General features: G+C 63.7%; 20 protein-coding genes. 15 read left to right on the forward strand and 5 right to left on the reverse strand.

Annotated elements, in window-relative coordinates; all coding sequences use genetic code 11:
* Nucleotides 1-222: 222 nt before the first annotated feature.
* The 3 genes from ACZYOF_RS25310 (at nt 223) to ACZYOF_RS25320 (ending at nt 2,693) form a co-directional block, all read left to right on the forward strand.
* The gene (locus ACZYOF_RS25310; protein ID WP_130580839.1) at nt 223-639 is read left to right on the forward strand and encodes a helix-turn-helix domain-containing protein; all 417 of its coding nucleotides are present in this window, start codon (nt 223-225) and stop codon (nt 637-639) included.
* A gap of 219 nt (nt 640-858) precedes the next feature.
* Nucleotides 859-1,983, forward strand: a complete 1,125-nt coding sequence (locus ACZYOF_RS25315; protein ID WP_463717481.1) for a M20 family metallopeptidase — start codon at nt 859-861, stop codon at nt 1,981-1,983.
* Nucleotides 1,980-2,693, forward strand: a complete 714-nt coding sequence (locus tag ACZYOF_RS25320) for a tRNA (guanine(46)-N(7))-methyltransferase TrmB (protein ID WP_463717482.1) — start codon at nt 1,980-1,982, stop codon at nt 2,691-2,693. Before ACZYOF_RS25315 ends, ACZYOF_RS25320 begins: the two co-directional genes overlap by 4 nt.
* Nucleotides 2,694-2,831: 138 nt before the next feature.
* Here the strand turns inward: ACZYOF_RS25320 and ACZYOF_RS25325 are convergent, their stop codons facing one another.
* A complete protein-coding gene (locus tag ACZYOF_RS25325) occupies nt 2,832-3,908 on the reverse strand; it encodes a DUF2336 domain-containing protein (protein WP_463717483.1) in 1,077 nt (358 codons plus the stop codon).
* 441 nt (nt 3,909-4,349) lie between these two features.
* Between ACZYOF_RS25325 and rimP the strand changes: the two genes are divergently transcribed.
* From rimP to ACZYOF_RS25375, 10 genes are all read left to right on the forward strand, one after another.
* Nucleotides 4,350-5,114: a ribosome maturation factor RimP gene (gene rimP, locus ACZYOF_RS25330; protein WP_463717484.1), complete on the forward strand. Its 765-nt coding sequence runs from the start codon at nt 4,350-4,352 to the stop codon at nt 5,112-5,114.
* A 2-nt stretch (nt 5,115-5,116) separates the two neighbouring features.
* Entirely contained in the window at nt 5,117-6,727 is a 1,611-nt protein-coding gene (gene nusA, locus ACZYOF_RS25335) for a transcription termination factor NusA (RefSeq protein WP_463717485.1), read from the forward strand.
* A 15-nt stretch (nt 6,728-6,742) separates the two neighbouring features.
* On the forward strand, nt 6,743-7,429 hold the full coding sequence (locus ACZYOF_RS25340; RefSeq protein WP_130580845.1) for an RNA-binding protein: 687 nt from the start codon (nt 6,743-6,745) through the stop codon (nt 7,427-7,429).
* Nucleotides 7,430-7,590: 161 nt separating this feature from the next.
* Nucleotides 7,591-10,314, forward strand: coding sequence for a translation initiation factor IF-2 (gene infB / locus ACZYOF_RS25345; protein WP_282528696.1), 2,724 nt, complete (start codon nt 7,591-7,593; stop codon nt 10,312-10,314).
* A gap of 146 nt (nt 10,315-10,460) precedes the next feature.
* Entirely contained in the window at nt 10,461-10,874 is a 414-nt protein-coding gene (rbfA, locus tag ACZYOF_RS25350) for a 30S ribosome-binding factor RbfA (protein WP_463717486.1), read from the forward strand.
* 1 nt (nt 10,875) lies between these two features.
* Nucleotides 10,876-11,985 (forward strand): tRNA pseudouridine(55) synthase TruB, encoded by a 1,110-nt coding sequence (gene truB, locus ACZYOF_RS25355; protein ID WP_282528697.1) that lies wholly within the window; start codon nt 10,876-10,878, stop codon nt 11,983-11,985.
* 2 nt (nt 11,986-11,987) lie between these two features.
* Nucleotides 11,988-12,257, forward strand: coding sequence for a 30S ribosomal protein S15 (gene rpsO, locus ACZYOF_RS25360; protein WP_028168438.1), 270 nt, complete (start codon nt 11,988-11,990; stop codon nt 12,255-12,257).
* A 380-nt stretch (nt 12,258-12,637) separates the two neighbouring features.
* Nucleotides 12,638-14,794 carry a polyribonucleotide nucleotidyltransferase gene (gene pnp, locus ACZYOF_RS25365; protein ID WP_282528698.1) on the forward strand — a complete coding sequence of 719 codons (2,157 nt, stop codon included), beginning with the start codon at nt 12,638-12,640 and terminating at the stop codon, nt 14,792-14,794.
* Between the two features lie 198 nt (nt 14,795-14,992).
* On the forward strand, nt 14,993-15,727 hold the full coding sequence (locus ACZYOF_RS25370) for a superoxide dismutase (RefSeq protein WP_282528699.1): 735 nt from the start codon (nt 14,993-14,995) through the stop codon (nt 15,725-15,727).
* Between the two features lie 174 nt (nt 15,728-15,901).
* On the forward strand, nt 15,902-16,498 hold the full coding sequence (locus ACZYOF_RS25375; RefSeq protein ID WP_463717487.1) for a glutathione S-transferase family protein: 597 nt from the start codon (nt 15,902-15,904) through the stop codon (nt 16,496-16,498).
* Between the two features lie 95 nt (nt 16,499-16,593).
* On the opposite strand, the gene fabI is transcribed toward ACZYOF_RS25375, so the two are convergent.
* The 3 genes from fabI to fabA form a co-directional block, all read right to left on the reverse strand.
* Nucleotides 16,594-17,394, reverse strand: coding sequence for an enoyl-ACP reductase FabI (gene fabI, locus ACZYOF_RS25380; protein ID WP_282528701.1), 801 nt, complete (start codon nt 17,392-17,394; stop codon nt 16,594-16,596).
* Between the two features lie 139 nt (nt 17,395-17,533).
* Complete coding sequence (fabB, locus tag ACZYOF_RS25385; RefSeq protein ID WP_463717488.1) at nt 17,534-18,757, reverse strand: beta-ketoacyl-ACP synthase I; 1,224 nt, start codon at nt 18,755-18,757, stop codon at nt 17,534-17,536.
* Between the two features lie 43 nt (nt 18,758-18,800).
* Nucleotides 18,801-19,322 carry a 3-hydroxyacyl-[acyl-carrier-protein] dehydratase FabA gene (gene fabA / locus ACZYOF_RS25390; RefSeq protein WP_463717489.1) on the reverse strand — a complete coding sequence of 174 codons (522 nt, stop codon included), beginning with the start codon at nt 19,320-19,322 and terminating at the stop codon, nt 18,801-18,803.
* Nucleotides 19,323-19,642: 320 nt separating this feature from the next.
* On the opposite strand from fabA, the gene irrA reads away from it, so the two are divergent.
* Nucleotides 19,643-20,131, forward strand: coding sequence for an iron response transcriptional regulator IrrA (gene irrA, locus ACZYOF_RS25395; protein ID WP_463717490.1), 489 nt, complete (start codon nt 19,643-19,645; stop codon nt 20,129-20,131).
* A 140-nt stretch (nt 20,132-20,271) separates the two neighbouring features.
* Here irrA and ACZYOF_RS25400 read toward each other — a convergent pair whose 3' ends face one another.
* Nucleotides 20,272-20,799, reverse strand: coding sequence for an SH3 domain-containing protein (locus ACZYOF_RS25400; RefSeq protein ID WP_463717491.1), 528 nt, complete (start codon nt 20,797-20,799; stop codon nt 20,272-20,274).
* A 329-nt stretch (nt 20,800-21,128) separates the two neighbouring features.
* On the opposite strand from ACZYOF_RS25400, the gene ACZYOF_RS25405 reads away from it, so the two are divergent.
* Nucleotides 21,129-22,130 (forward strand): 2-hydroxyacid dehydrogenase, encoded by a 1,002-nt coding sequence (locus ACZYOF_RS25405; RefSeq protein ID WP_282528703.1) that lies wholly within the window; start codon nt 21,129-21,131, stop codon nt 22,128-22,130.
* Nucleotides 22,131-22,319: the final 189 nt, after the last annotated feature.

Raw genomic sequence — 22,319 nt, forward strand, 5'->3', positions numbered from 1 at the left:
AAAAATTCCGCTGGTGTGATTCCACCAGTTGACAGAACGACCGCGTCATTCGCATTCTACAATTCCAAGCCGAACTGAAATCCTGCCAGCACAGTAGCTCAAATTGTCCGCATTCGTCCTCGATCCTCCCGCAGGATTTTGACGATACCGGCGCCTGGGGCATACTCCATACCCGTTTTGCCTCATTCGCCGGGCGCGTAGTCCTTCCAGGAGAGTCCGAAGATGTCTACCAAAGCGCCCAATCCTGTTGACAAATATGTCGGCAGCCGTGTCCGCATGCGGCGGATCATGTTGGGCATGAGCCAGGAAAAGCTGGGAGAAAAGCTTGGCCTCACCTTCCAGCAGATTCAGAAATACGAGAAGGGCACCAACCGCGTCGGCGCCAGCCGGCTGCAGCAGATTTCCGAGATCCTGCAGGTGCCGGTCTCGTTCCTGTTCGACGGCGGACCGAGCGGCTCGACAACCGCAGAAGGCTTCAGCGAAGGCGCCTCGCCCAGTTACGTTTCCGACTTTCTCGCAACCTCCGAGGGGCTGGCGCTGACGCGCGCCTTCACGCGCATCGCCGACGCCAAACTCCGCCGCAGCATCGTCGAACTGGTCGAGCAGATCGCCGCCCGCGAAGGCCCCGACAAGCGCTGATCGGCGTCGTCATTCCTGCGACATGGCGATTGACGCGCCCGCCGGTGCAGGCGCATGACGTTGGTTCAATCGTTCTGAGATCATGATCCGATTAGACGGAATCGGATCATGATCTCACCTCTTTGTTTGAGCATGATCTCCGCGCAAACGCTTCGCGTTTGTCGCGAGGGAAAACCGGTTTCCACTTTTCCGGATCATGCTCCAGATGCCGGCGCACCAATGACAACGACATCCTTTAATCCTGCGGAGATTCTCGACGGCATCCGCCGCTGGGTGGAGATCGAGACGCCGACAGAAGCGCCCGAACAGGTCAACAAGCTCGCCGATCTCGTCGCCGAAGGCTATCGCAGCCTGCCGGCCACCCTCGAGCGGATCGCCGGCCAGAACGGATGCGGCGATCATCTCGTCGCGCGGTCGGCCTGGGGCCAGGACGCACCGGGAATCCTGGTGCTGAGCCATCTCGACACCGTGCACCCCCTCGGATTCATCCAGCGCCTGCCATTTTGCATCGACGGCGACAGCGCCTTCGGTCCCGGCATTTATGACATGAAGGGCGGCGCCTATCTCGCCTACCACGCCTTCAGGGAAATTTGCGCCAATGGCGCGCGCCCGCCGCTCGGCGTGACCCAGCTCTACGTTTCCGATGAGGAGATCGGCAGCCCGACCTCGCGGGCGCTGATCGAAGCCGAAGGCCGCAAAGCCAAATATGTGCTGGTGACCGAGCCGGCGCGCGACGGCGGCAAGATCGTCACCGGGCGCAAGGGCGTCGCCCGCTTCGAGATCTTCGTCAAGGGCGTGCCCTCGCACGCCGGTACGCGGCCCGAGGACGGCCGCAGCGCGATCCGCGAGCTCGGCAACATCATCCAGACGCTGGAGGCGATGAACGATCTGGCGCGCGGCGTCACCGTCAATGTCGGCGTGGTCAAAGGCGGCACCAAGCCGAACGTGATCGCGGAAGAGGCCTATGCCGAGGTCGACATGCGCGTGCCGACCACCGCCGATGCCGATGAGCTGGTACCGAAAATACTCAATCTGAAATCGCGGACCGACGGCGTCAGCGTGCATGTGGTCGGCGAATTGAACCGGCCGCCTTATGAGAAGACCAACGCCGGCGCGGCGCTCTACGAACACGCCAAAGGGCTCGCAACCGAGATCGGCTTCGACCTCGTGGACACCTCGACCGGCGGCGGCTCCGACGGCAATTTCACGGCGCTGCATACGGCGACGCTCGACGGTCTCGGCGTCGACGGCAAGGGCGCACATACCCATTATGAGCAGATGTATATCTCGTCGATCGAGCCGCGCGCGCGGTTGCTCCATCGGCTGTATCAGACGCTGCGATGATGACGCCTTCCCGCGATCAGGAGCGCGACGCCCATGCGCATGGCTCATTCTTCGGACGGCGCAAGGGCCACAAGCTGCGCGCGCATCAGGCCGACCTGATCGAGCATCTGCTACCGCATCTCGCGCTCGACATCGCAAGCCCCGCGCCGGCCAGCCTCATCGAACTGTTCGATGACAACATTGAGGATGTCAGGCTCGAGATCGGGTTTGGCGGCGGCGAGCATCTCGCCGCCGAGGCCCGCGCGTTTCCGAATATCGGCTTCATCGGCTGCGAGCCCTATGTCAACGGGATGGCCAAGATCCTGACCCAGATCGAGGCACACAATATCGGCAACATCCGCCTGTTCGCAGGCGACGCCGCCGAGCTGCTCGCCTGGGCGCCGTCGCAATCGATGCGGCGCATCGACCTGATCCATCCCGATCCCTGGCCGAAGCGACGGCACTGGAAGCGCCGCTTTGTCCAAGATGCCACCGTTGCCGCAATGGCGCGCATTCTCAAAGCGGGTGGCGAATTCCGCTTCGTCAGCGACATCGACGATTACTGCGCCTGGACTCTATGGCACCTGATGCGCTCGTCCGATTTCACCTGGCTGGCCGAGCGCGCCTCCGACTGGCAGGCTCCCTGGCCCGACTACACGATGACGCGCTACGGCGCCAAAGCCGAGCGCGAGGGACGCAGGGCGACGTATCTGCGGTTTCGCAGAATTTGACGCTTGTCATTCCGGGCTCACGCTACGCGTGCCCCGGAATGACGGCGTGGTTTGCACCTGGCATTCAAATCTGAGCGTCCGTCATTGCGAGCGCAGCGAAGCCACGGCACCACAAGCGCAATGACGATGAGAGAGAGACTACCGCGTCTTCCAGAAGTCCACGACGCGCTGGGCGGTGGAGGGCATCAGGCGCGTGAAGTTCAGCCGCGCGTTCTCGATGTCGGCGGGTGACGGCACGCGGTTGGGGCCGAGCCGAAGCAGGATCAGCGCGCGTACGGTGGCCCATTCGAGGCCGATGGTCTTGCCGGCGATCAGAATGGGATCGTAGCGCTCGCCGGTGATCAGGCGATCGAGCGTCGCGATCTTGACACCGGTCATCGCGGCCAGCGCGCACACCGATTCCTCGTATCTGAACGACTTGGCGAAATCGAGCAGCGCGATTTCGTTCAATTGATTGGCGTGATGCAACGCGAGGATCGTGCGCTGGGCCGGCGCGAAATCGCGCGCGCTGTCGACCTTCTCTCCCATGCCGTTGATCTCGCGGATCGCCTGCTTGATCGCGGCCTGCCGCTCCGGCTTGACCACGTCGAACAGGCGGCGGCGGACGATCTCGACGGAGCCTGCCACCAGCGTCTTCAACTGTTCGGGCGACAGATCCGCGCGCTGACCGACGGCGAGCGTCAGCACGCTGTCCTGGCTGGCGCGCCGAATCAGCGTCGAATAGCCGCTCGTCGAGAATTCGGCACCGGCATTGCCGGCTGCGCGCCTGACAACGTCGCGATCGCCGCGGCGGACGATGACGTCGGTCAGATCGGTCGAGAGCTTCGGCCGCTCCGCCATCGCAAGCAGATGCTCCTGCCCCTTCGCGCGCGCGATTTCGACCAGGACCTGCTCGTCGATGACAGGAGACCGGCGCAAGAGCGGCCCCGCGACCGCGATCTCGTCCTCGCGCGCAAGCTGCCCGATCAGGCTGCGCGGCGCATTCGATAGCAGCGACAGGCGTTCGGCGAGCTCCGCCCGCGCAGCACGCTCGGCGTGGGGGACCAGGCTCGTCAGGACGCCATCGAACAGATCGACATGGTCGGTACTGAAACTGGCCGCCCCCTGCAGGAACAATTCGCCGATCCGGCGCGCGGCCTCGGCGCGGCGCCTGGGGTCACCGATACGGACGATCTCGTCGAGTTCAGGGATCAGCGCAGTCGCTGTCGTCGTCATAACCCTGCCCAAACCGGCCCGCAGTGCCGGTTTTTGCGGCGCAATCTAGGTGGCGTTCGTGAACGAAGCGTTAGACATTCGCACCCAACTTTCCGATAGCGCAAATTTGCTCGGCCGTGGCCTCCGCCCCTTGCCGGACCGGGGAAAAAGCGCTATATCAGCCGCGACTTAAAGTTCTCATACGATCCGTATTGAGAGTGGGCCCCTCCGGACCCGCTCTTTTTTATTACCCGAACGAACCGCGCCAAGCCTGGTCCGGTTTGGGTAGTGCAACCAGAGCATGAACCCGAACAGCGGAAACCTGTTGTCCGCAAGGATCATGCTCAAACACGAGAAATAAGATCATGGCCCGATCAGCGTGATCGTATCATGATCGAATGCCGGTCTAGCGCCGGCCAACCCGCAGAACCGACAGCTCAAGACGTATCTTTGACCCTGGATATGACCGATCCAACCGCTGGTTCCGTCAATGCCGAATTGCTCGCCGAGCCGCGGCTCGTCGTCGAGCCCGGCGCTGCGGCCCGCGTGTCGGCAGTCGCCACCCCGGTCCTGCAGGGACTGGGCTACCGTCTGGTGCGGATCAAGATCACCGGCGAGGCCGGCTGCACCGTCCAGATCATGGCGGAACGGCCGGACGGCTCGATGCAGATCGAGGATTGCGAAGCGATCTCGCGCGCGCTGTCGCCGGTGCTCGACATCGCAGATCCCATCGACCGGGCCTATCGGCTGGAAATCTCGTCGCCGGGCATCGACCGGCCCCTGGTGCGACGTTCGGATTTCGAGCGCTATGCCGGCCACCTCGTCAAGATCGAGATGGCGGTGGCGCATCAGGGCCGCAAGCGGTTCCGCGGCACCCTGAACGGTGTCGAGGGTAACGCGGCGCGCCTACATCGGGATGACACACGCGAGGGTGAAGATGCGGACGTCTTGCTGGCGATGGAAGACATCGCCGAAGCAAGGCTGGTGCTGACCGACGAGCTGATCGCCGAATCGATGCGGCGCGGCAAGGCGCAGGAACGCGAATTGCGCCGCGAATTGGGGCTGGCCCCGCCACAACCCGCGCACGCGAAGAACAGCGATCCGAGCAAGAGCCATAAGCCGAAGCAAGGGACCGGCAAGAAACCGGCTCCGAAGAACACGAAACAACACCGCCTCGCCGCCGAACGGCTGCGCCGGGGCGAGACCGAGCCTGACGAAGGAGACTAGCCATGGCAGTCAGCGCCAATCGACTTGAACTGCTGCAGATCGCCGACGCCGTCGCGCGCGAAAAATCGATCGACCGCGGCATCGTGATTGCCGCGATGGAGGACGCCATTGCGAAAGCGGCGCGCGCCCGATACGGCAGCGAGACCGACGTCCACGCCGAGATCGACCCCAAGAAGGGCGAGCTCCGCCTGTCGCGCCACATGCTGGTGGTCGACGTGGTCGAGAATGCTTCCAACCAGATTTCGCTGGCCGATGCCCAGCGCGCCAATCCCGGCGCCCGCGTCGGCGACACCATCGCCGACACGCTGCCGCCGCTCGAATACGGCCGCATCGCCGCGCAATCGGCCAAACAGGTGATCGTGCAAAAGGTGCGCGAGGCCGAGCGCGACCGGCAATACCAGGAATTCAAGGACCGCATCGGCGACATCGTCAACGGCGTCGTCAAGCGCGTCGAATATGGCAGCGTGATCGTCGACCTCGGACGTGGCGAGGCCATCATCCGCCGCGACGAAATGCTGCCGCGCGAGGTGTTCCGCAACGGCGACCGCGTCCGCGCCTATATCTTCGACGTCCGCCGCGAGACGCGGGGCCCGCAGATCTTCCTGTCGCGCACCCATCCGCAATTCATGGCCAAGCTGTTCGCGCAGGAAGTGCCGGAGATTTATGACGGTATCGTCGAGATCAAGGCAGTGGCCCGCGATCCCGGCTCGCGCGCCAAGATCGGCGTGATCTCGCGGGATTCGTCCGTCGATCCGGTCGGCGCCTGCGTCGGCATGCGCGGCTCGCGCGTGCAGGCCGTGGTCAACGAATTGCAGGGCGAGAAGATCGACATCATCCCGTGGTCGCCCGACATCGCGACCTTCGTCGTCAACGCGCTGGCGCCGGCCGAAGTCGCCAAGGTCGTGATCGACGAGGACCGCGAGCGCATCGAGGTCGTGGTGCCCGACACCAACAACCAGCTCTCGCTGGCGATCGGCCGCCGCGGCCAGAACGTCCGCCTCGCCTCGCAGCTCACCGGCTGGGATATCGACATCCTGACCGAGCAGGAAGAGTCCGAGCGTCGTCAGGCCGACTTCGAGAATTCAACCCGCGTCTTCATGGAGGCGCTCAATGTCGACGAAGTCGTCGGCCAGCTCCTGGCGTCGGAAGGCTTTACCTCGGTCGAGGAACTGGCGCTGGTGGATGTGAAGGAACTCGCCGGCATCGAAGGCTTCGACGAGGAAACCGCAACGGAGCTGCAGAACCGCGCCAAGGAATATCTGGAGCAGCTCGAGGCCGAGCTGGAAGCCAAGCGCAAGGAACTCGGCGTCGAGGACGCCGTGAAGACCGTCCCGGGCATAACCGCGAAGATGCTGGTCAAGCTCGGCGAGAACGACGTCAAGACCGTCGAGGATCTCGCCGGCTGCGCCACCGACGATCTGGTCGGCTGGACCGAGCGCAAGGACGGTGGCGAGCAGACCAAGCATACCGGGTTCCTCGACGGGATCGATATCTCCCGCGAGGACGCCGAGGCGATGATCATGCAGGCCCGCGTAAAGGCCGGCTGGATCACCGAGGCTGATCTCGCCAAGCAGAACGCCGAGGCGGAAGCCGCCGAAGAACCGACGGCCTAAGGAGATGGCCCGCGCATGCTCGCAATGGCTGACCCCGATCTGGATCATGGGCCGCGGACCGAAAAGTCCGCGACCATGCGGATGTGCGCGGTCAGCCGCGAGGTGCGCCCGATCGACGAGCTGATCCGCTTCGTCGTCGCCCCCACCGGCGAGGTGATCGCCGATGTGAAACGCAAGCTGCCGGGGCGCGGCCTCTGGCTTTCAGCCTCGCGCCGCACGGTTGCGGAAGCGGTCCGGCGTCACCAGTTTAGCCGGGGATTCAAGCGCGACGTCCGCGTCGCGGCAACTCTGCCCGATGATACCGAAGTGCTGCTGGTTCGCAGTAGCCTCGAGGCGCTGGCCATGGCCGCCAAGGCCGGCCGGGTCGTTTCCGGCTTCGGCAAGGTCGAGGACGCGTTGTCGCAGCGGGAAAGACCCCTAAGCCTGATCCATGCTTCCGATGCGGCCCCCGACGGAGTCCGCAAATTGGACGCGATCCTGCGGCAAAGGGGCGGAAAAGACGAAGATTCGTTGAAAATATCTGTCGTCACCGCGCTGACATCGGCAGAATTGGATTTGGCACTGGGCCGGTCAAATGTGATACATGCTGCCCTGCTCGCGGGCCCGGCGAGCAAGACGTTCCTGTCGCGCTGCCAGCTTCTGGTCCGATACCGGATGGCCGACGACGACAAGACCGCCGATGCGGCCAGAAATTCTAGCTAGAGCATGATCGGGAAGAGGGGAAACCGGCTTTCCGAAAAGATCATGTTCAAACAACAAGATGGAGCGGGATGACGGGTCCGAGGACAGTCATTTCGGTCTTTTGGAACTGCGACGACGACGCGTGCGAAACGGCACAACGCTAACGAGATTAGGACTGCTGAATGGTTGATACCAAAACCCCTGGCGACAAGACTTTGAGTGTCCCGAGCAAGACCTTGACGCTGAAGCCACGCGTCGAGACGGGCACCGTGCGCCAGAGCTTCAGCCATGGCCGCAGCAAGCAGGTTGTGGTCGAAAAGCGCGGCAAGCGCCGCGTCGGTGGTGACGGCCCCGGAACCGAGCCGCACGCGCCCGAACCGGTGGCGGCCAAGCCCGCGCCGGCGCCCGCCAGGCCGCTCGGTCGTCCCGGCGGGTCTTCCCCATCGCAGCGCAACGCCGGCGGATCGGGCGTGGTGCTGCGCAGCCTGACCGAGGACGAGCGCTCGGCCCGCGCCAGCGCACTCGCCGACGCCCGGCAGCGTGAGGTCGAAGAGCGCCGGCAGGCCGAAGAGGAAGCCAAGCGCCGCGCCAGCCGCGAAATCGCCGAGCGCGCCGAGCGTGAAGCCGCCGAAGCCCGTCGGCTGGCCGAAGAGGAACGTCATCGCCAGGAAGAGGAAGCCAAGCGCAAGGCCGAGATCGAGGCCAAGCGGCGCTTTGGCGAGGGCGAAGCGAAGCCAGCAGCAGCAGCCAAGCCAGCAGCCGCAGCAGCCCCTGCACCGGCGCCGGCGGCTCCAGCCCGTACCCCATCGACCCCGGGACGCCCATCTGCGACCCCGGGACGCACGTCAGCGACCCCGGCACGCACACCAGCATCGGCTCCAGCGGCGAAGGCGCCGGGCGTCGCCGCAGAGCCCGATGAAGACGAGGGTCCGCGCCAGGTTCGCCGTGGCCCGGGTGGTGCCATGCGCCCCGTGGCCGCCCCGAAGACCACCCACAAGCCGGGTCCGCAGAAGGAGCGTGGCCGCCTGACGGTGGTCACCGCGCTCAACGCCGACGACGTGCGCGAACGCTCGATCGCATCATTCCGCCGGCGTACCCAGCGCCTCAAGGGCCATGCGTCAAATGAACCGAAGGAAAAGCTGATCCGCGAAGTCACGATCCCGGAAGCCATCACCATCCAGGAGCTCGCCAACCGCATGTCCGAGCGCGCGGTTGACGTCATCCGGTTGTTGATGAAGCAGGGCTCGATGTACAAGATCACCGACGTGATCGATGCCGACACCGCGCAACTGATCGCCGAGGAACTAGGGCACACGGTGAAGCGCGTGGCCGCCTCCGACGTCGAGGAAGGCCTGTTCGACGTCGTCGACGACTCCACCGACACCGAGCCGCGTTCGCCCGTCGTCACGGTCATGGGCCATGTCGACCACGGCAAGACTTCGCTGCTCGACGCACTTCGTCATGCCAACGTGGTCTCCGGCGAAGCCGGCGGCATCACGCAGCATATCGGCGCCTACCAGGTGTTGTCGCCCGAAAGCGGCACGAAGATCACCTTCATCGACACGCCCGGTCACGCCGCGTTCACCGCGATGCGCGCGCGCGGCGCCAAGGTCACCGACATCGTGGTGCTGGTGGTCGCGGCCGATGACGGCGTGATGCCGCAGACGGTCGAAGCGATCAATCACGCCAAGGCCGCCAGGGTTCCGATCATCGTCGCGATCAACAAGATCGACAAGCCGGACGCGCGGCCCGAGCGCGTGCGCACGGAACTGCTGCAGCACGAGGTGCAGGTCGAATCGCTCGGCGGCGAAGTCGTCGATGTCGAGGTCTCGGCCAAGAACAAGACCAATCTCGACCGGCTGCTCGAGATGATCGCATTGCAGGCCGAACTTCTCGACCTCAAGACCAACTCGCAGCGTCCGGCCGAAGGCACAGTGATCGAGGCCAAGCTCGACCGCGGCCGTGGTCCGGTCGCAACCGTGCTGGTGCAGCGCGGCACGCTCAGGGTCGGCGACATCATCGTCGCCGGCGCCGAGATGGGTCGCGTCCGCGCGCTGATCTCGGACCAGGGCGAGAATCTCGACGAAGCCGGTCCGTCCGTGCCGGTCGAAGTGCTCGGTTTCAACGGTCCGCCGGAAGCCGGCGATCGGCTTGCGGTGGTGGAGAACGAAGCTCGCGCCCGCCAGGTCACGAGCTATCGCGCGCACCAGAAGCGCGAGAACGCCGCCGCATCGATCTCGGGCATGCGCGGCTCGCTCGAGCAGATGATGTCGCAGCTCAAGACCGCGGGCCGCAAGGAATTCCCGCTGATCGTGAAGGCCGACGTGCAGGGCTCGCTCGAAGCGATCCTGGGCTCGCTGGAAAAGCTCGGCACCGAGGAAGTCGCCGCCCGCATCCTGCATGCCGGCGTCGGCGGCATCTCGGAATCCGACGTCACGCTGGCGGAAGGCTTCAACGCCGCGATCATCGGCTTCTCGGTGCGCGCCAACAAGGAGGCGGCCGCCGCCGCCAAGCGCAACGGCATCGAGATCCGCTACTACAACATCATCTACGATCTCGTGGATGACATCAAAAAGGCGATGTCCGGCCTGCTCGCGCCGACCCTGCGCGAGACCATGCTCGGCAACGCCCAGATCCTGGAGGTGTTCAACATCTCCAAGGTCGGCAAGGTCGCCGGCTGCCGCGTCACCGATGGTACGGTCGAACGCGGTGCCAATGTCCGCCTGATCCGCGACAACGTCGTCGTGCATGAAGGCAAGCTGTCGACGCTGAAGCGCTTCAAGGACGAAGTGAAGGAAGTCGTCGCCGGCCAGGAATGCGGCATGGCGTTCGAGAACTACGGCGACATGCGTGTCGGCGACGTGATCGAATGCTACCGTGTCGAAACGATCCAGCGCTCTCTGTAAGTCCAAGTCTTACGAAGCGCGGGAATTTCGAGCTGAACCGTCGTGCCCCGCGAAGGCGGGGCATCCAGTATCGCAATTGATTCTAGGCACAAAATACTGGATCACCCGCTCTCGCGGGTGATGGCGATAATTTGGGATTTTAGATAATGCCCCGTCATCAGAAGAAGAGTTCCGCCGCTGGCGGCTCGCAACGTCAGTTGCGCGTCGGCGAGACGGTACGCCATGCGGTTGCCGAGATTCTCTCGCACGGTGACGTGCACGATCCGGATCTTCGAGGCCACATCATCACCGTTCCCGAGGTGCGAATGTCGCCGGACCTGAAGCTCGCGACCATCTACGTGATGCCGCTCGGCGGACGCGACACCGAGACCGTGATTGCTGCGCTCGACCGCAACAAGAAATTTCTCCGCGGCGAGATCGCGCACCGCGTTAACCTGAAATTTGCACCTGACATCCGCTTCCGCGTCGACGACCGATTCGACGAAGCGGAACGTATCGAGAAATTACTGAGAACACCTGCGGTGCAACGTGATCTTGCACCCGATTCGGACGACGAGTGAGATGACCGTGACGACCGCAAACCCCGTGATCGAATCGCAGGACGTCGATTCGCATGCGGATGAAGAAAAAATTTCGGCGCCCGCGCGCGGCAACGAGACGCGTCGCGTCAACAACGATCCGCGCCAGAAACAGAAGCAGCAGGGTAACCAGCCGCGGCGCGACAAGCGCGACGTCCATGGCTGGGTCGTGCTCGACAAGCCGATCGGCATGACGTCGACGCATGCCGTCGCGGTGCTGAAGCGCCTGTTCCAGGCCAAGCGCGCCGGACACGCCGGCACGCTCGATCCGCTCGCCTCGGGCGGGCTGCCGATTGCGCTCGGCGAAGCCACCAAGACGGTTCCGTTCGTCATGGAAGGCCGCAAGCGCTACCGCTTCACGGTGGCCTGGGGCGAGGAACGCGACACCGACGACATCGAGGGCCGCGTGGTCAGGACCAGCGAACTCCGCCCCTCGGCCCAATCGATCCAGGAATTGCTGCCGCGCTTCACTGGCGTGATCGAGCAGATTCCCCCGCAATATTCCGCGATCAAGGTCCAGGGCGAGCGGGCCTATGACCTGGCGCGGGACGGCGAAACGGTCGAATTGCAGCCCCGGCCGGTCGAGATTCACGAATTAACCCTGGTGGAACATGGGGATGGGGGCCAGTCCGTGTTCGAGGCCGAGTGCGGCAAGGGAACCTATGTCCGCGCTTTGGCCCGGGATATGGGGCGGATTCTCGGCTGTTTCGGCCATATCTGCGCGCTCAGGCGGACCGTTGTCGGTCCGTTTACCGAACGGGACATGATTCCGCTGGAAGAATTGGAGGCTTTGTGTAATAGAGCCGCGTCTGGCGAGGGCAGCCTCGCCGACGCGCTTTTGCCCGTTGAGACCGCGCTGGACGACATCCCGGCACTGGCCGTCACACGGGCGGATGCGGCAAGGCTCCATCGGGGCCAAGCCGTTTTGTTGCGCGGACGGGATGCGCCCAATAGTAGCGGCACAGTCTATGTCACGGTGGCAGGCCGGCTTCTCGCGCTTGCCGAGATTGGCAATGGCGAAATCATCCCCAAGCGCGTGTTCAACCTGACCGGACTGACTGCCAGTTCGGCTCGCAACCATGGAAGTATTTGACGATGTCGATTACCGCCGAACGCAAAGCGGAAGTCATCAAGACGAATGCCCTCAAAGCCGGCGACACCGGCTCGCCCGAGGTTCAGGTCGCGATCCTGTCGGAACGCATCAGCAACCTTACCGAGCACTTCAAGACCCACGGCAAGGACAACCATTCACGCCGCGGCCTGTTGAAGCTCGTGTCGACGCGACGCTCGCTCCTCGACTACATCAAGAAAAAGGACGAGGCGCGTTACAAGGCATTGCTGGAAAAGCATAACATTCGTCGTTGATTTCAAGACTGCGCGCGCAACGTTAGCGCGCGTTTTCGCATGATCTTCCGAGAGACCGGAGTTTCAACCGTTCGGAGACGATCATGCACAAGAGCATGAACGTGACGACCGCATGTCGCACGCACTCATGTTCAAGCCTGGAGCATGACCCGGTTTTCCGGAAAGACCATGCTCAAACCTAAAGTGCCCAGCAGCAATCCGGCCGCTGGGCGGGGCAAGATGCCCATATGAACGAAAGGATGGACGCCATCCGGAACTTGAGAACCATGGCAGGATCGCCGGATACTGATCACGGCTTGCGATCAGTGTCCCGCCATCTTGCGCATGGTTTTTGCGTTTTGGAGGCCCGCTCTTTCGTGAAACCATGAAAGAAGACCAAAATGTTTACGACCCATTCCGTGGAGATTGACTGGGGCGGACGCCCCCTCAAGCTTGAGACCGGAAAGATCGCCCGACAGGCCGACGGCGCCGTGGTGGCGACCTATGGCGAGACCGTGGTGCTTGCCACCGTCGTCGCCGCCAAGACGCCCCGCGAAGGCGTCGACTTCCTGCCGCTGACGGTCGACTACCAGGAGAAGGCCTATGCCGCGGGCCGCATCCCCGGCGGCTACTTCAAACGCGAGGGCCGGCCGACCGAAAAGGAGACGCTGGTCTCCCGCCTGATCGACCGCCCGATCCGCCCGCTGTTCGTCGACGGCTGGCGCAACGAAACGCAAGTGATCATCACCACCCTGTCGCATGACATGGAGAACGATCCGGACATTCTGGCGATGGTTGCCGCTTCCGCGGCGCTGACGCTGTCCGGCGTGCCGTTCAAGGGCCCGATTGGAGCGGCCCGCGTCGGCTTCGCCAACGACGAATATGTGCTGAACCCGACGCTGGACGAGATGAACGAGACCCAGCTCGACCTCGTCGTCGCCGGCACCGCCGATGCCGTGCTGATGGTGGAATCGGAAGCCAAGGAGCTGAACGAAGACGTCATGCTCGGCGCCGTGATGTTCGGCCACCGGCACTTCCAGCCCGTCATCAACGCGATCATCGAGCTCGCCGAGAAGGCCGCGAAGGAGCCGCGCGAGATCACCGCGATCGACAACTCGGCGATCGAGAAGGACATGCTCGGCCTGATCGAGCAGGAACTCCGCACCGCCTATGCGATCCCGATCAAGCAGGAGCGCTATGCCGCAGTCGGCGCCGCCAAGGAAAAGGTGATAGCGCACTTCTTCCCGGAAGGGCAGGAGCCAAAATATGACAAGCTGCGCGTCGCCGACGTGTTCAAGGAGCTGGAAGCGAAGATCGTCCGCTGGAACATCCTCGACACCGGCAAGCGCATCGATGGCCGCGACGTCAAGACGGTGCGCAACATCGTCGCCGAAGTCGGCGTGCTGCCGCGCGCCCACGGCTCGGCGCTGTTCACCCGCGGCGAGACCCAGGCGATGGTCGTGACCACGCTCGGCACCGGCGAGGATGAGCAGTACATCGACGCGCTGTCCGGAACGTACAAGGAGACGTTCCTGCTGCACTACAACTTCCCGCCCTACTCGGTCGGCGAGACCGGCCGCCTAGGCGGCACCAAGCGTCGCGAGATCGGCCACGGCAAGCTCGCCTGGCGCGCGATCCATCCCGTGCTGCCGCCGCACCACGAATTCCCCTACACGGTGCGCGTGGTGTCTGAAATCACAGAGTCCAACGGCTCGTCGTCGATGGCCTCGGTCTGCGGCGCCTCGCTGGCGCTGATGGATGCCGGCGTGCCTCTGAAGCGGCCGACCGCCGGTATCGCGATGGGCTTGATCCTCGAAGATCAGCGCTTCGCGGTGCTCTCGGACATCCTCGGCGACGAGGACCATCTCGGCGACATGGATTTCAAGGTCGCCGGCACCGACCAGGGCATCACCTCGCTGCAGATGGATATCAAGATCGAGGGCATCACCGAGGAGATCATGCGCGTCGCGCTTGGCCAGGCCAAGGAAGGGCGCATCCACATCCTCGGCGAAATGGCGAAGGCCCTGACGGCGGCGCGCGCCGAGCTCGGTGAATACGCGCCGCGCATCGAGACCTTCAAGATCCCGACCGACAAGATCCGCGAAGTGATCGGTACCGGCGGCAAGGTGATCCGCGAGATCGTCGAGAAGACCGGCGCCAAGATCAACATCGAGGACGACGGCACCGTGAAGGTCGCCTCCAACGACGGCGAGGCGATGAAGGCTGCGATCAAGTGGATCAAGTCGATCACCTCCGAGCCGGAGATCGGCCAGATCTACGAGGGCACCGTGGTCAAGGTGATGGAGTTCGGCGCCTTCGTGAACTTCTTCGGCGCCAAGGACGGCCTCGTCCATATCAGCCAGCTCGCATCCAACCGCGTGCAGAAGACCTCCGACGTCGTCAAGGAGGGCGACAAGGTCAAGGTCAAGCTGCTCGGCTTCGACGACCGCGGCAAGACGCGGCTGTCGATGAAGGCGGTCGACCAGGAGACCGGCGAGGATCTGGAGGCCAAGCAGAAGCCCGACGCGTCGGCGCCGCGCGAGGCCGCCGGCGAGTGAGCGCCCGGACGACAATAGAATAACTAAAAATGGGCGGCCTCGATGGCCGCCCTAAGTTTATGTGGGGCTTTGCAAATCAACCGTGGCTGATGGCCTTGTGCGGTTTGGCCGCGATATCGTGATCGTACTTTGTCGGAACCGCTTCACGTCTTGCGCCTACAATAAGACAGCATGCTTTCCTTAAGCCCGGAGGTCACGATGTCATTCCTGTCCCGCCGCCGCCTGATGATGGCCGCAACCGGTCTCGTCGCCGCAGCCACTTCGCCGCGAATGGCGTTCGCGCAAGGCTCGGCCCAGCCGCCTGCCGGTCCGTTCAAGGTGGATCCGCTGCCATATCCCGCCAATGCGCTGGAGCCGCATATCGATGCGCTGACGATGCAGATCCATCATGACAAGCATCACCAGGCCTATGTGAACAACGTCAACGCGATCGCCAAAGATCATCCGCAGATCGCCGAAAAGCCGGTCGCGGATGTGCTCGCCAATCTGAACAACGTGCCGGAAGCCGTCCGCACCGGCGTCCGCAACAATCTCGGCGGCCACGCCAACCACACCATGTTCTGGCAGATCATGGGACCGAATGGCGGCCAGCCGGAGGGCGAGGTGCTCGCCGCGATCGACCGCGACCTCGGCGGAATGGAGAAACTGCGGACCGACTTCAACGCGGCCGGCGGACGCGTATTCGGTTCGGGCTGGGTGTTCGTCACGGTGACCAAGGACGGCAAGCTCGCGCTCGAGACCCGCCCGAACCAGGACAGCCCGCTGATGGACGGCAAACGCACGCTGTTCGGCAACGACGTCTGGGAGCACGCCTATTATCTGCATTACCAGAATCGCCGCCCTGACTATCTGCAGGCCTGGTGGAACACGGTGAACTGGAAGGCGGTCGGCGACCGCTACGCGGCCGCAAAGGCGGGCACGCTCGGCGTGTAGTCCACACGCGACAGCAGTATCACACGGCCGGGGGCGCGATATCGTCTCCGGCCGCTTCGCTGCACCGCCGAACTTCATGAGCAAGCTTCCCTTCACGGCGCCCCAGAATTGGCCGTTGCCAATGCAAGCGTTCGGGGCGATGAACGCGTCTTCGCCCGTGAAAGGTTCAGCATCATGATCCAGCTCTATTGGTCGCCTCGTTCGCGCTCGTTCACCTGCCTGTGGTTGATGGAAGAAACCGGACTGCCGTATGAGCGCGTGCTGACGGACATTTCGACCGGCGCGCAGAAGGCGCCGGAGTTCCTGAGGATCAATCCGATGGGCAAGGTTCCGGCGCTGAAGGACGGCGACGTCGCACTCGGCGAAGCCGCCGCGATCTGCGCCTACATTGCGGATCGCTATCCGGAAACGAAGTTGGCACCGGCGGTCGCTGATCCGAGGCGGGCAAGGTTTCTGCAGTGGCTGTTCTTCGCGCCGAGCTGCATCGAGCCGGCGCTGATCCAGATCTTCACCAAGCTCGAGGTGCCCACCAGCACCGCCGCATGGGGCAGCGCGACACAGGTCTTCGACGTGCTCGACACCGAACTGCAGAAGGGACCGTGGATCCTCGGCGAGGATTTTTCCGCCGCCGACATCGTGGTCGGCTCGGGCCTGAATTATGCGGTGCGGCTGTTCAAGATGGTGCCGTCACGGCCGTCCTTCGAGGACTATATCGCGCGCTGCGCCGCGCGCCCGGCGTTCCAGCGCGCGGAGAAGATTGCCGCAGGTTAGCGCTTGTAGGGTGGGCAAAGCACAGCGTGCCCACCATCCGCATTCCGCTCGTGACGGTGGGCACGCTGCGCTTTGCCCACCCTTACGATTTCGAGCTACTCCGCCTTCAGGTCTTCCGGGCGCGGCATCGAGATCACGTTGTAGCCGGAATCGACGTAGTGGACTTCACCGGTGACGCCACCGGAGAGATCGGACAGCAGATAGAGTGCGGACCCGCCGAGCTCATCGAGCGTCACGCCGCGGCCGAGCGGTGAATGCTTCTGCTGAAACGCGAACATCGCGCGTGCATCGCCGATGCCCGAACCGGCAAGCGTGCGCACCGGACCCGCTGAAATCGCGTTGATGCGGATGGCGCGCGGGCCGAAATCGGCGGCGAGATAGCGCACGGAGGCTTCCAGCGCCGCCTTCGCAACCCCCATCACGTTGTAATTGGGCATCACGCGCATCGATCCGCCGAACGTCAGCGTGATCATGGCGCCGCCGGTTTCCGGCATCAGCTCGGCTGCGCGCTTGGCGAGCTCGGTGAAGGAGAAGCAGGAGATCAGCATGGTGCGCGAGAAATTCTCGCGCGTGGTGTCCGCATAGCGGCCCTTCAGCTCGTTCTTGTCGGAGAAGGCGACAGCATGGACGAGAAAATCGAGCTGACCCCATTTCTCGCGCAAGGCTGCGAACACCGCATCGACGCTGGCGAGATCCTCGACATCGCAGGGCAGCACGGTGTCGACGCCGAGCGACTGCGCCAGCGGCTTGACGCGCTTGCCGAGCGCCTCGCCCTGATAGGTGAAGGCGAACTCGGCGCCCTGCGCATGGAGCGTCCTGGCGATGCCCCATGCGATCGAGTGATCATTGGCAACGCCCATGATCAGTCCGCGCTTGCCTTTCATCAGGTCCTGCATTGCCCGTCCGCTCCATTTATTCGCGATGTCATCACCCGCGAAAGCGGGTGATCCAGTATTCCAGAGGCGCTAGCAATCAGTCTGAAAGGCCGCGGCATACTGGATGCCCCGCCTTCGCGGGGCATGACGGATAAATAGATTACGCATCCAGCCGCTTGAACACCAGCGTCGCGTTGGTGCCGCCGAAGCCGAAGGAATTCGACAACACGGTGCCGAGCTTCGCATGATCGATGCGCTTGCGCACGATCGGCATGTCGGCGAAGACGGGATCGAGCTCGGTGATATGCGCGCTCTCGCAGATGAAGCCGTTGCTCATCATCAAGAGCGAATAGATCGCCTCCTGCACGCCGGTGGCGCCAAGCGAATGGCCGGTCAGCGCCTTGGTCGCCGAGATCGGCGGACATTTCTCTCCGGTGCCGAACACTTTGCGGATCGCCTCGATCTCCGGCGGATCGCCGGCCGGCGTCGAGGTCGCGTGCGGATTGATGTAGTCGATCGGCGTCGTCACCGTCGACAGCGCCATGCGCATGCAGCGCTCGGCGCCTTCGCCCGAGGGCGCCACCATGTCGTAGCCGTCGGAGGTGGCGCCATAGCCGACGATCTCGGCATAGATTCGCGCGCCGCGCGCCTTGGCATGTTCAAGCTCTTCCAGCACCACGACGCCGGCGCCGCCGGCAATGACGAAACCATCGCGGTTGATGTCGTAGGGGCGCGAGGCGGTGGCCGGCGTGTCGTTATATTTCGACGACATCGCGCCCATGGCGTCGAACAGCACCGACAGCGTCCAGTCGAGTTCCTCGCAGCCACCGGCGAAGATCACGTCCTGCTTGCCCATCTGGATGATCTCGGAGGCATTGCCGATGCAATGGTTCGACGTCGCGCAGGCCGAGGAGATCGAATAGTTCACGCCCTTGATCTTGAACCAGGTCGCAAGCGTCGCGGAAGCGGTCGACGACATGCCCTTGGGAACGGCGAACGGACCGACCCGCTTCGGGCCCTTGGTGCGCGCGATGTCGGCGGCCTCCACCAGCGTGCGCGTCGACGGCCCGCCCGAACCCATGATGATTCCGGTGCGCTCGTTGGAGACTTCGTCCGCCTCGAGCCCGGCATCGCGGATCGCCTGCTCCATCGCCACGTGATTCCATGCCGCACCATCGGCCAGAAACCGCATCGCGCGGCGATCGATCACCTCGGCCGGCTTGAGCGTCGGCGCGCCTTGCACCTGCGAACGGAAGCCGAGCTCGGCATATTTGTCCGCGCGGGTAATCCCGGACTTCGCCTCGTGAAGGCTCGCAAGCACTTCCTGGGTGTTGTTTCCGATGGACGAGACAATGCCCATCCCGGTGATGACAACCCGCCTCATGATCGCCTCGCCCTGCCGTTAGTTTTCTGTGCGATGGTTTCGGTCACGCCGGGGCCGTGCCCTGCTTGAACAGCCCAACCTTCAAATCCTTCGCGCGATAAATAATCTCGCCGTCCATGGAAAGCCAGCCATCGGCAATGCCGAGCACCAGCTTCGAGCGCATCACGCGCTTAATATCTACGTTGTACACAACCTTGCGCACATTCGGCAGAACCTGACCGGCGAGCTTCAGCTCGCCAAGCCCGAGCGCCCGCCCGCGTCCCTCGCCGCCGATCCAGCCGAGGTAAAAGCCAACCATCTGCCACATCGCATCCAGGCCGAGGCAGCCGGGCATGACGGGATCGTTCTTGAAGTGGCAGCCGAAGAACCAGAGATCCGGCTTCACATCGAGCTCGGCGCGCACCAATCCCCTGCCGAACTCGCCACCGGTCTCGGAGATCTCGCTGATGCGGTCGAACATCAGCATCGGCGGCAACGGCAACTGGGCATTACCGGGACCGAACATCTCGCCCCTGCCGCACGCCAGCAAATCCTCGTACTCATAACCGCTGCGCCGCTCCAGCATCCTCTTTCCACTCTCCTCAATGTCCCGGTGAAGCGCTCTCGAACGAACCGGACCGTTTCCCCGGCGGGACAAGATTTCCCGCAACGCGGCGCTACCTTGGGCGCGAACGGCGTCTCTACCGAATTCGCATATGTGGTCCGCGCGCTCTGTAACATAGGCATGAAGGTGCGGCAAAGTGCCGGAATGGGTTAAATTGCTGCATCCCCAGAGGGTTCCGGTCGGGCCGCCTGCGTCGGCCCTAGTTGCGAGGAACTTGCATCTGAAGGATTTCCTTCTTATAGTGTTTGGAATATTGCCCGAGTTAGGTGTCTAGAGTGCATATGAGCGACGAAGTTCCGCATGTGAGCGATGACGCTGGTCAGATCGCCCGCAGCCCCGGTCATCAGCCGGCGCTGACCGGTTGTCCATGGCATGACGTCAATGAAATGCTGCAGGCGGCAGGCCTTCGGCCGACCCGTCAGCGCATGGCGCTGGGCTGGCTCCTGTTCGGCAAGGGCGCCCGCCATCTGACCGCAGAAATGCTTTACGAGGAGGCGACGCTCGCGAAGGTTCCGGTGTCGCTGGCCACCGTCTACAACACGCTGAACCAGCTCACCGATGCCGGCCTGCTGCGTCAGGTCAGCGTCGACGGCACCAAGACCTATTTCGACACCAACGTCGCCGCGCACCACCATTTCTATCTCGAGAACAACCACGAGCTGGTCGACATTCCCGACCCGCATCTGGTGCTCTCCAAGATGCCGGATATCCCGGAAGGCTACGAGATCGCGCGCATCGACATGGTGGTGCGGCTGCGCAAGAAGCGCTGAGCTTCGGTACCTCAACACAAGCAGAAATTCCGTAGGGTGGGCAAAGGCGCGTTTGCGCCGTGCCCACCGTTAACGTCTGTGCTCTCGATGGTGGGCGCGCTTCGCTTTGCCCACCCTACAGCATCATCGCCGGAATTCGGCTAATCCACCTTCTCGTCGGCGTAGACGCCCCACAGGCGCTGCTGCTCGATCCAGCCATCGAAGCCGTTGCCGGTGACGCGGCACCAGCTATTGGCGCATTTCCTCACCTGCGCGATGACGCCGGCCTGCAGCCGCGCCGCCACCGCACTCGTCGCGTCCGGGCGATCGTAGAGCGAGGCCAGATCGTCCTTGTGCTTCATCGTGACGACCGCGGTGCGGCGACCCGACAGCAGCGAATGATAGACCCAGCCTTCGGCGCCTTCGGAATCGCGCACCCGGCGCCAGTTCTCGAACTCGGCGGTGATTTCGACCGGCAGGCCGGAACGGGTGTAGACCCAGGCGACGTCATTGTCCTTGGTCGGGCCGGCACGGACGTTCACATGATCGGACTTGAGGCTGACGTAACGGGGTATCGGCAGGCCGCTGGCGGTCGGGCTTGCATCCTTGGCCGAATGTCCTGGGGATACCGAGGTGCCGAGCATGCACCCGACCAGCATCGCCAACCAACTCAACCGCCCCAACGCCATCAACTCGTCTCCTGCCGAGAACGCCAACTCAAATTCTGCGAGTTGAACCCGTGAACGCCCAGAACCCCAGACCCTTGCGCCGCGCGTCAATGCCCCGGCCCGTCTTGCCGAGGGGTTCTTGTGTTGGCCCGGTCTTCTGCTAGAGAGGACGGAACGTTTAGAACCAGAACGCCCGACTTTTCCTTGGAAACCCGAGGCAAGCATCGGGGAACCCAGGGAAACGTGAAGGAAACGCCGGGACCGCGCAGCAACCGCAGTTTCGAACAACCGGGTTAATGAGGCCTGAACGGCGAAGCCTTTGACGGGCCGAAGCCTCATGAGAGCAGGACATGTCGGTTAAGAAGAAGCCTCTCGTCGTCGTCACCCGCAAGCTGCCGGATTCGATCGAGACCCGGATGCGCGAATTGTTCGACGCCAGGCTCAATCTCGACGACACGCCGATGACGTCGGAGCAGCTCGCAGAAGCCGTGCGCACCGCTGACGTGCTGGTGCCGACCGTCACCGACCTGATCCGCGAGGACGTCCTCAATCAGCCCGAGTCCAAGCTCCGGCTGATCGCCAATTTCGGCAACGGCGTCGACAATATCGACGTCGCGGCGGCGCATGCGCGCGGCATCACGGTGACCAACACGCCGAAGGTGCTGACCGAAGATACCGCCGACATGACCATGGCGCTGATCCTCGCGGTGCCGCGACGGATGATCGAAGGCGCCTCGATCCTGACCGAGGGCAAGCACTGGCCGGGCTGGTCGCCGACCTGGATGCTCGGCCATCGCATCGGAGGAAAAAGGCTCGGCATCATCGGCATGGGCCGCATCGGCCAGGCGGTCGCGCGCCGTGCCCGCGCCTTCGGCCTGCAGATCCATTATCACAACCGACGCCCGGTGGCCCCGCGCATCGCCGACGAGCTTGGCGCCACCTATTGGGAAAGCCTCGACCAGATGCTGGCGCGGATGGATATCCTTTCGGTGAACTGTCCGCACACGCCTGCGACCTTCCACCTGCTTTCCGCGCGGCGGCTGAAGTTGATCCGAAAAGATGCCTATATCGTCAACACTGCGCGCGGCGAGGTGATCGACGAGGACACGCTGATCAAGCTGATCGAAGCCGGAGAGATCGGCGGCGCCGGCCTCGACGTCTATGAGCACGAACCGGCGGTCAACCCGAAGCTGGTGCGGCTCGCCAAGGCAGGCAAGGTGACGTTGCTGCCGCATATGGGCTCGGCCACCATCGAGGGCCGCGTCGAGATGGGCGAGAAGGTGATCATCAACATCCGAACCTTCCTCGACAACCACAAGCCGCCGGACCGCGTGCTGCCGAGCATGTTGTGAGCGTGGTGCACCCGTAGCACCTGTAGCCCGGATGGAGCGCAGCGCAATCCGGGATAGGTCTTTTGGAGTGCCCCCCAAAAGTGAGACACGGGAAATTAGGGACAGTTCTCTAACGGAGAACGTATGCCCAACAAATCCCCCCGTGTTTTCAGCCGAGAGTTCAAGCTTGAGGCGGTTCGCCGCATTCTG

Source organism: Bradyrhizobium sp. LeoA1Lang, assembly GCF_055413685.1.

Coding starts and splice junctions, on each gene's coding strand:
- ACZYOF_RS25375 (WP_463717487.1), top strand. CDS start 15,902: ATGATCCAGCTCTATTGGTCGCCTCGTTCGCGCTCGTTCACCTGCCTG.
- ACZYOF_RS25325 (WP_463717483.1), bottom strand. CDS start 3,908: ATGACGACGACAGCGACTGCGCTGATCCCTGAACTCGACGAGATCGTC.
- rbfA (WP_463717486.1), top strand. CDS start 10,461: ATGCCCCGTCATCAGAAGAAGAGTTCCGCCGCTGGCGGCTCGCAACGT.
- ACZYOF_RS25370 (WP_282528699.1), top strand. CDS start 14,993: ATGTCATTCCTGTCCCGCCGCCGCCTGATGATGGCCGCAACCGGTCTC.
- fabB (WP_463717488.1), bottom strand. CDS start 18,757: ATGAGGCGGGTTGTCATCACCGGGATGGGCATTGTCTCGTCCATCGGA.
- infB (WP_282528696.1), top strand. CDS start 7,591: ATGGTTGATACCAAAACCCCTGGCGACAAGACTTTGAGTGTCCCGAGC.
- ACZYOF_RS25405 (WP_282528703.1), top strand. CDS start 21,129: ATGTCGGTTAAGAAGAAGCCTCTCGTCGTCGTCACCCGCAAGCTGCCG.
- fabI (WP_282528701.1), bottom strand. CDS start 17,394: ATGCAGGACCTGATGAAAGGCAAGCGCGGACTGATCATGGGCGTTGCC.
- truB (WP_282528697.1), top strand. CDS start 10,876: ATGACCGTGACGACCGCAAACCCCGTGATCGAATCGCAGGACGTCGAT.
- ACZYOF_RS25340 (WP_130580845.1), top strand. CDS start 6,743: ATGCTCGCAATGGCTGACCCCGATCTGGATCATGGGCCGCGGACCGAA.
- ACZYOF_RS25320 (WP_463717482.1), top strand. CDS start 1,980: ATGATGACGCCTTCCCGCGATCAGGAGCGCGACGCCCATGCGCATGGC.
- ACZYOF_RS25315 (WP_463717481.1), top strand. CDS start 859: ATGACAACGACATCCTTTAATCCTGCGGAGATTCTCGACGGCATCCGC.
- ACZYOF_RS25400 (WP_463717491.1), bottom strand. CDS start 20,799: ATGGCGTTGGGGCGGTTGAGTTGGTTGGCGATGCTGGTCGGGTGCATG.
- rpsO (WP_028168438.1), top strand. CDS start 11,988: ATGTCGATTACCGCCGAACGCAAAGCGGAAGTCATCAAGACGAATGCC.
- rimP (WP_463717484.1), top strand. CDS start 4,350: ATGACCGATCCAACCGCTGGTTCCGTCAATGCCGAATTGCTCGCCGAG.
- fabA (WP_463717489.1), bottom strand. CDS start 19,322: ATGCTGGAGCGGCGCAGCGGTTATGAGTACGAGGATTTGCTGGCGTGC.
- ACZYOF_RS25310 (WP_130580839.1), top strand. CDS start 223: ATGTCTACCAAAGCGCCCAATCCTGTTGACAAATATGTCGGCAGCCGT.
- pnp (WP_282528698.1), top strand. CDS start 12,638: ATGTTTACGACCCATTCCGTGGAGATTGACTGGGGCGGACGCCCCCTC.
- nusA (WP_463717485.1), top strand. CDS start 5,117: ATGGCAGTCAGCGCCAATCGACTTGAACTGCTGCAGATCGCCGACGCC.
- irrA (WP_463717490.1), top strand. CDS start 19,643: ATGAGCGACGAAGTTCCGCATGTGAGCGATGACGCTGGTCAGATCGCC.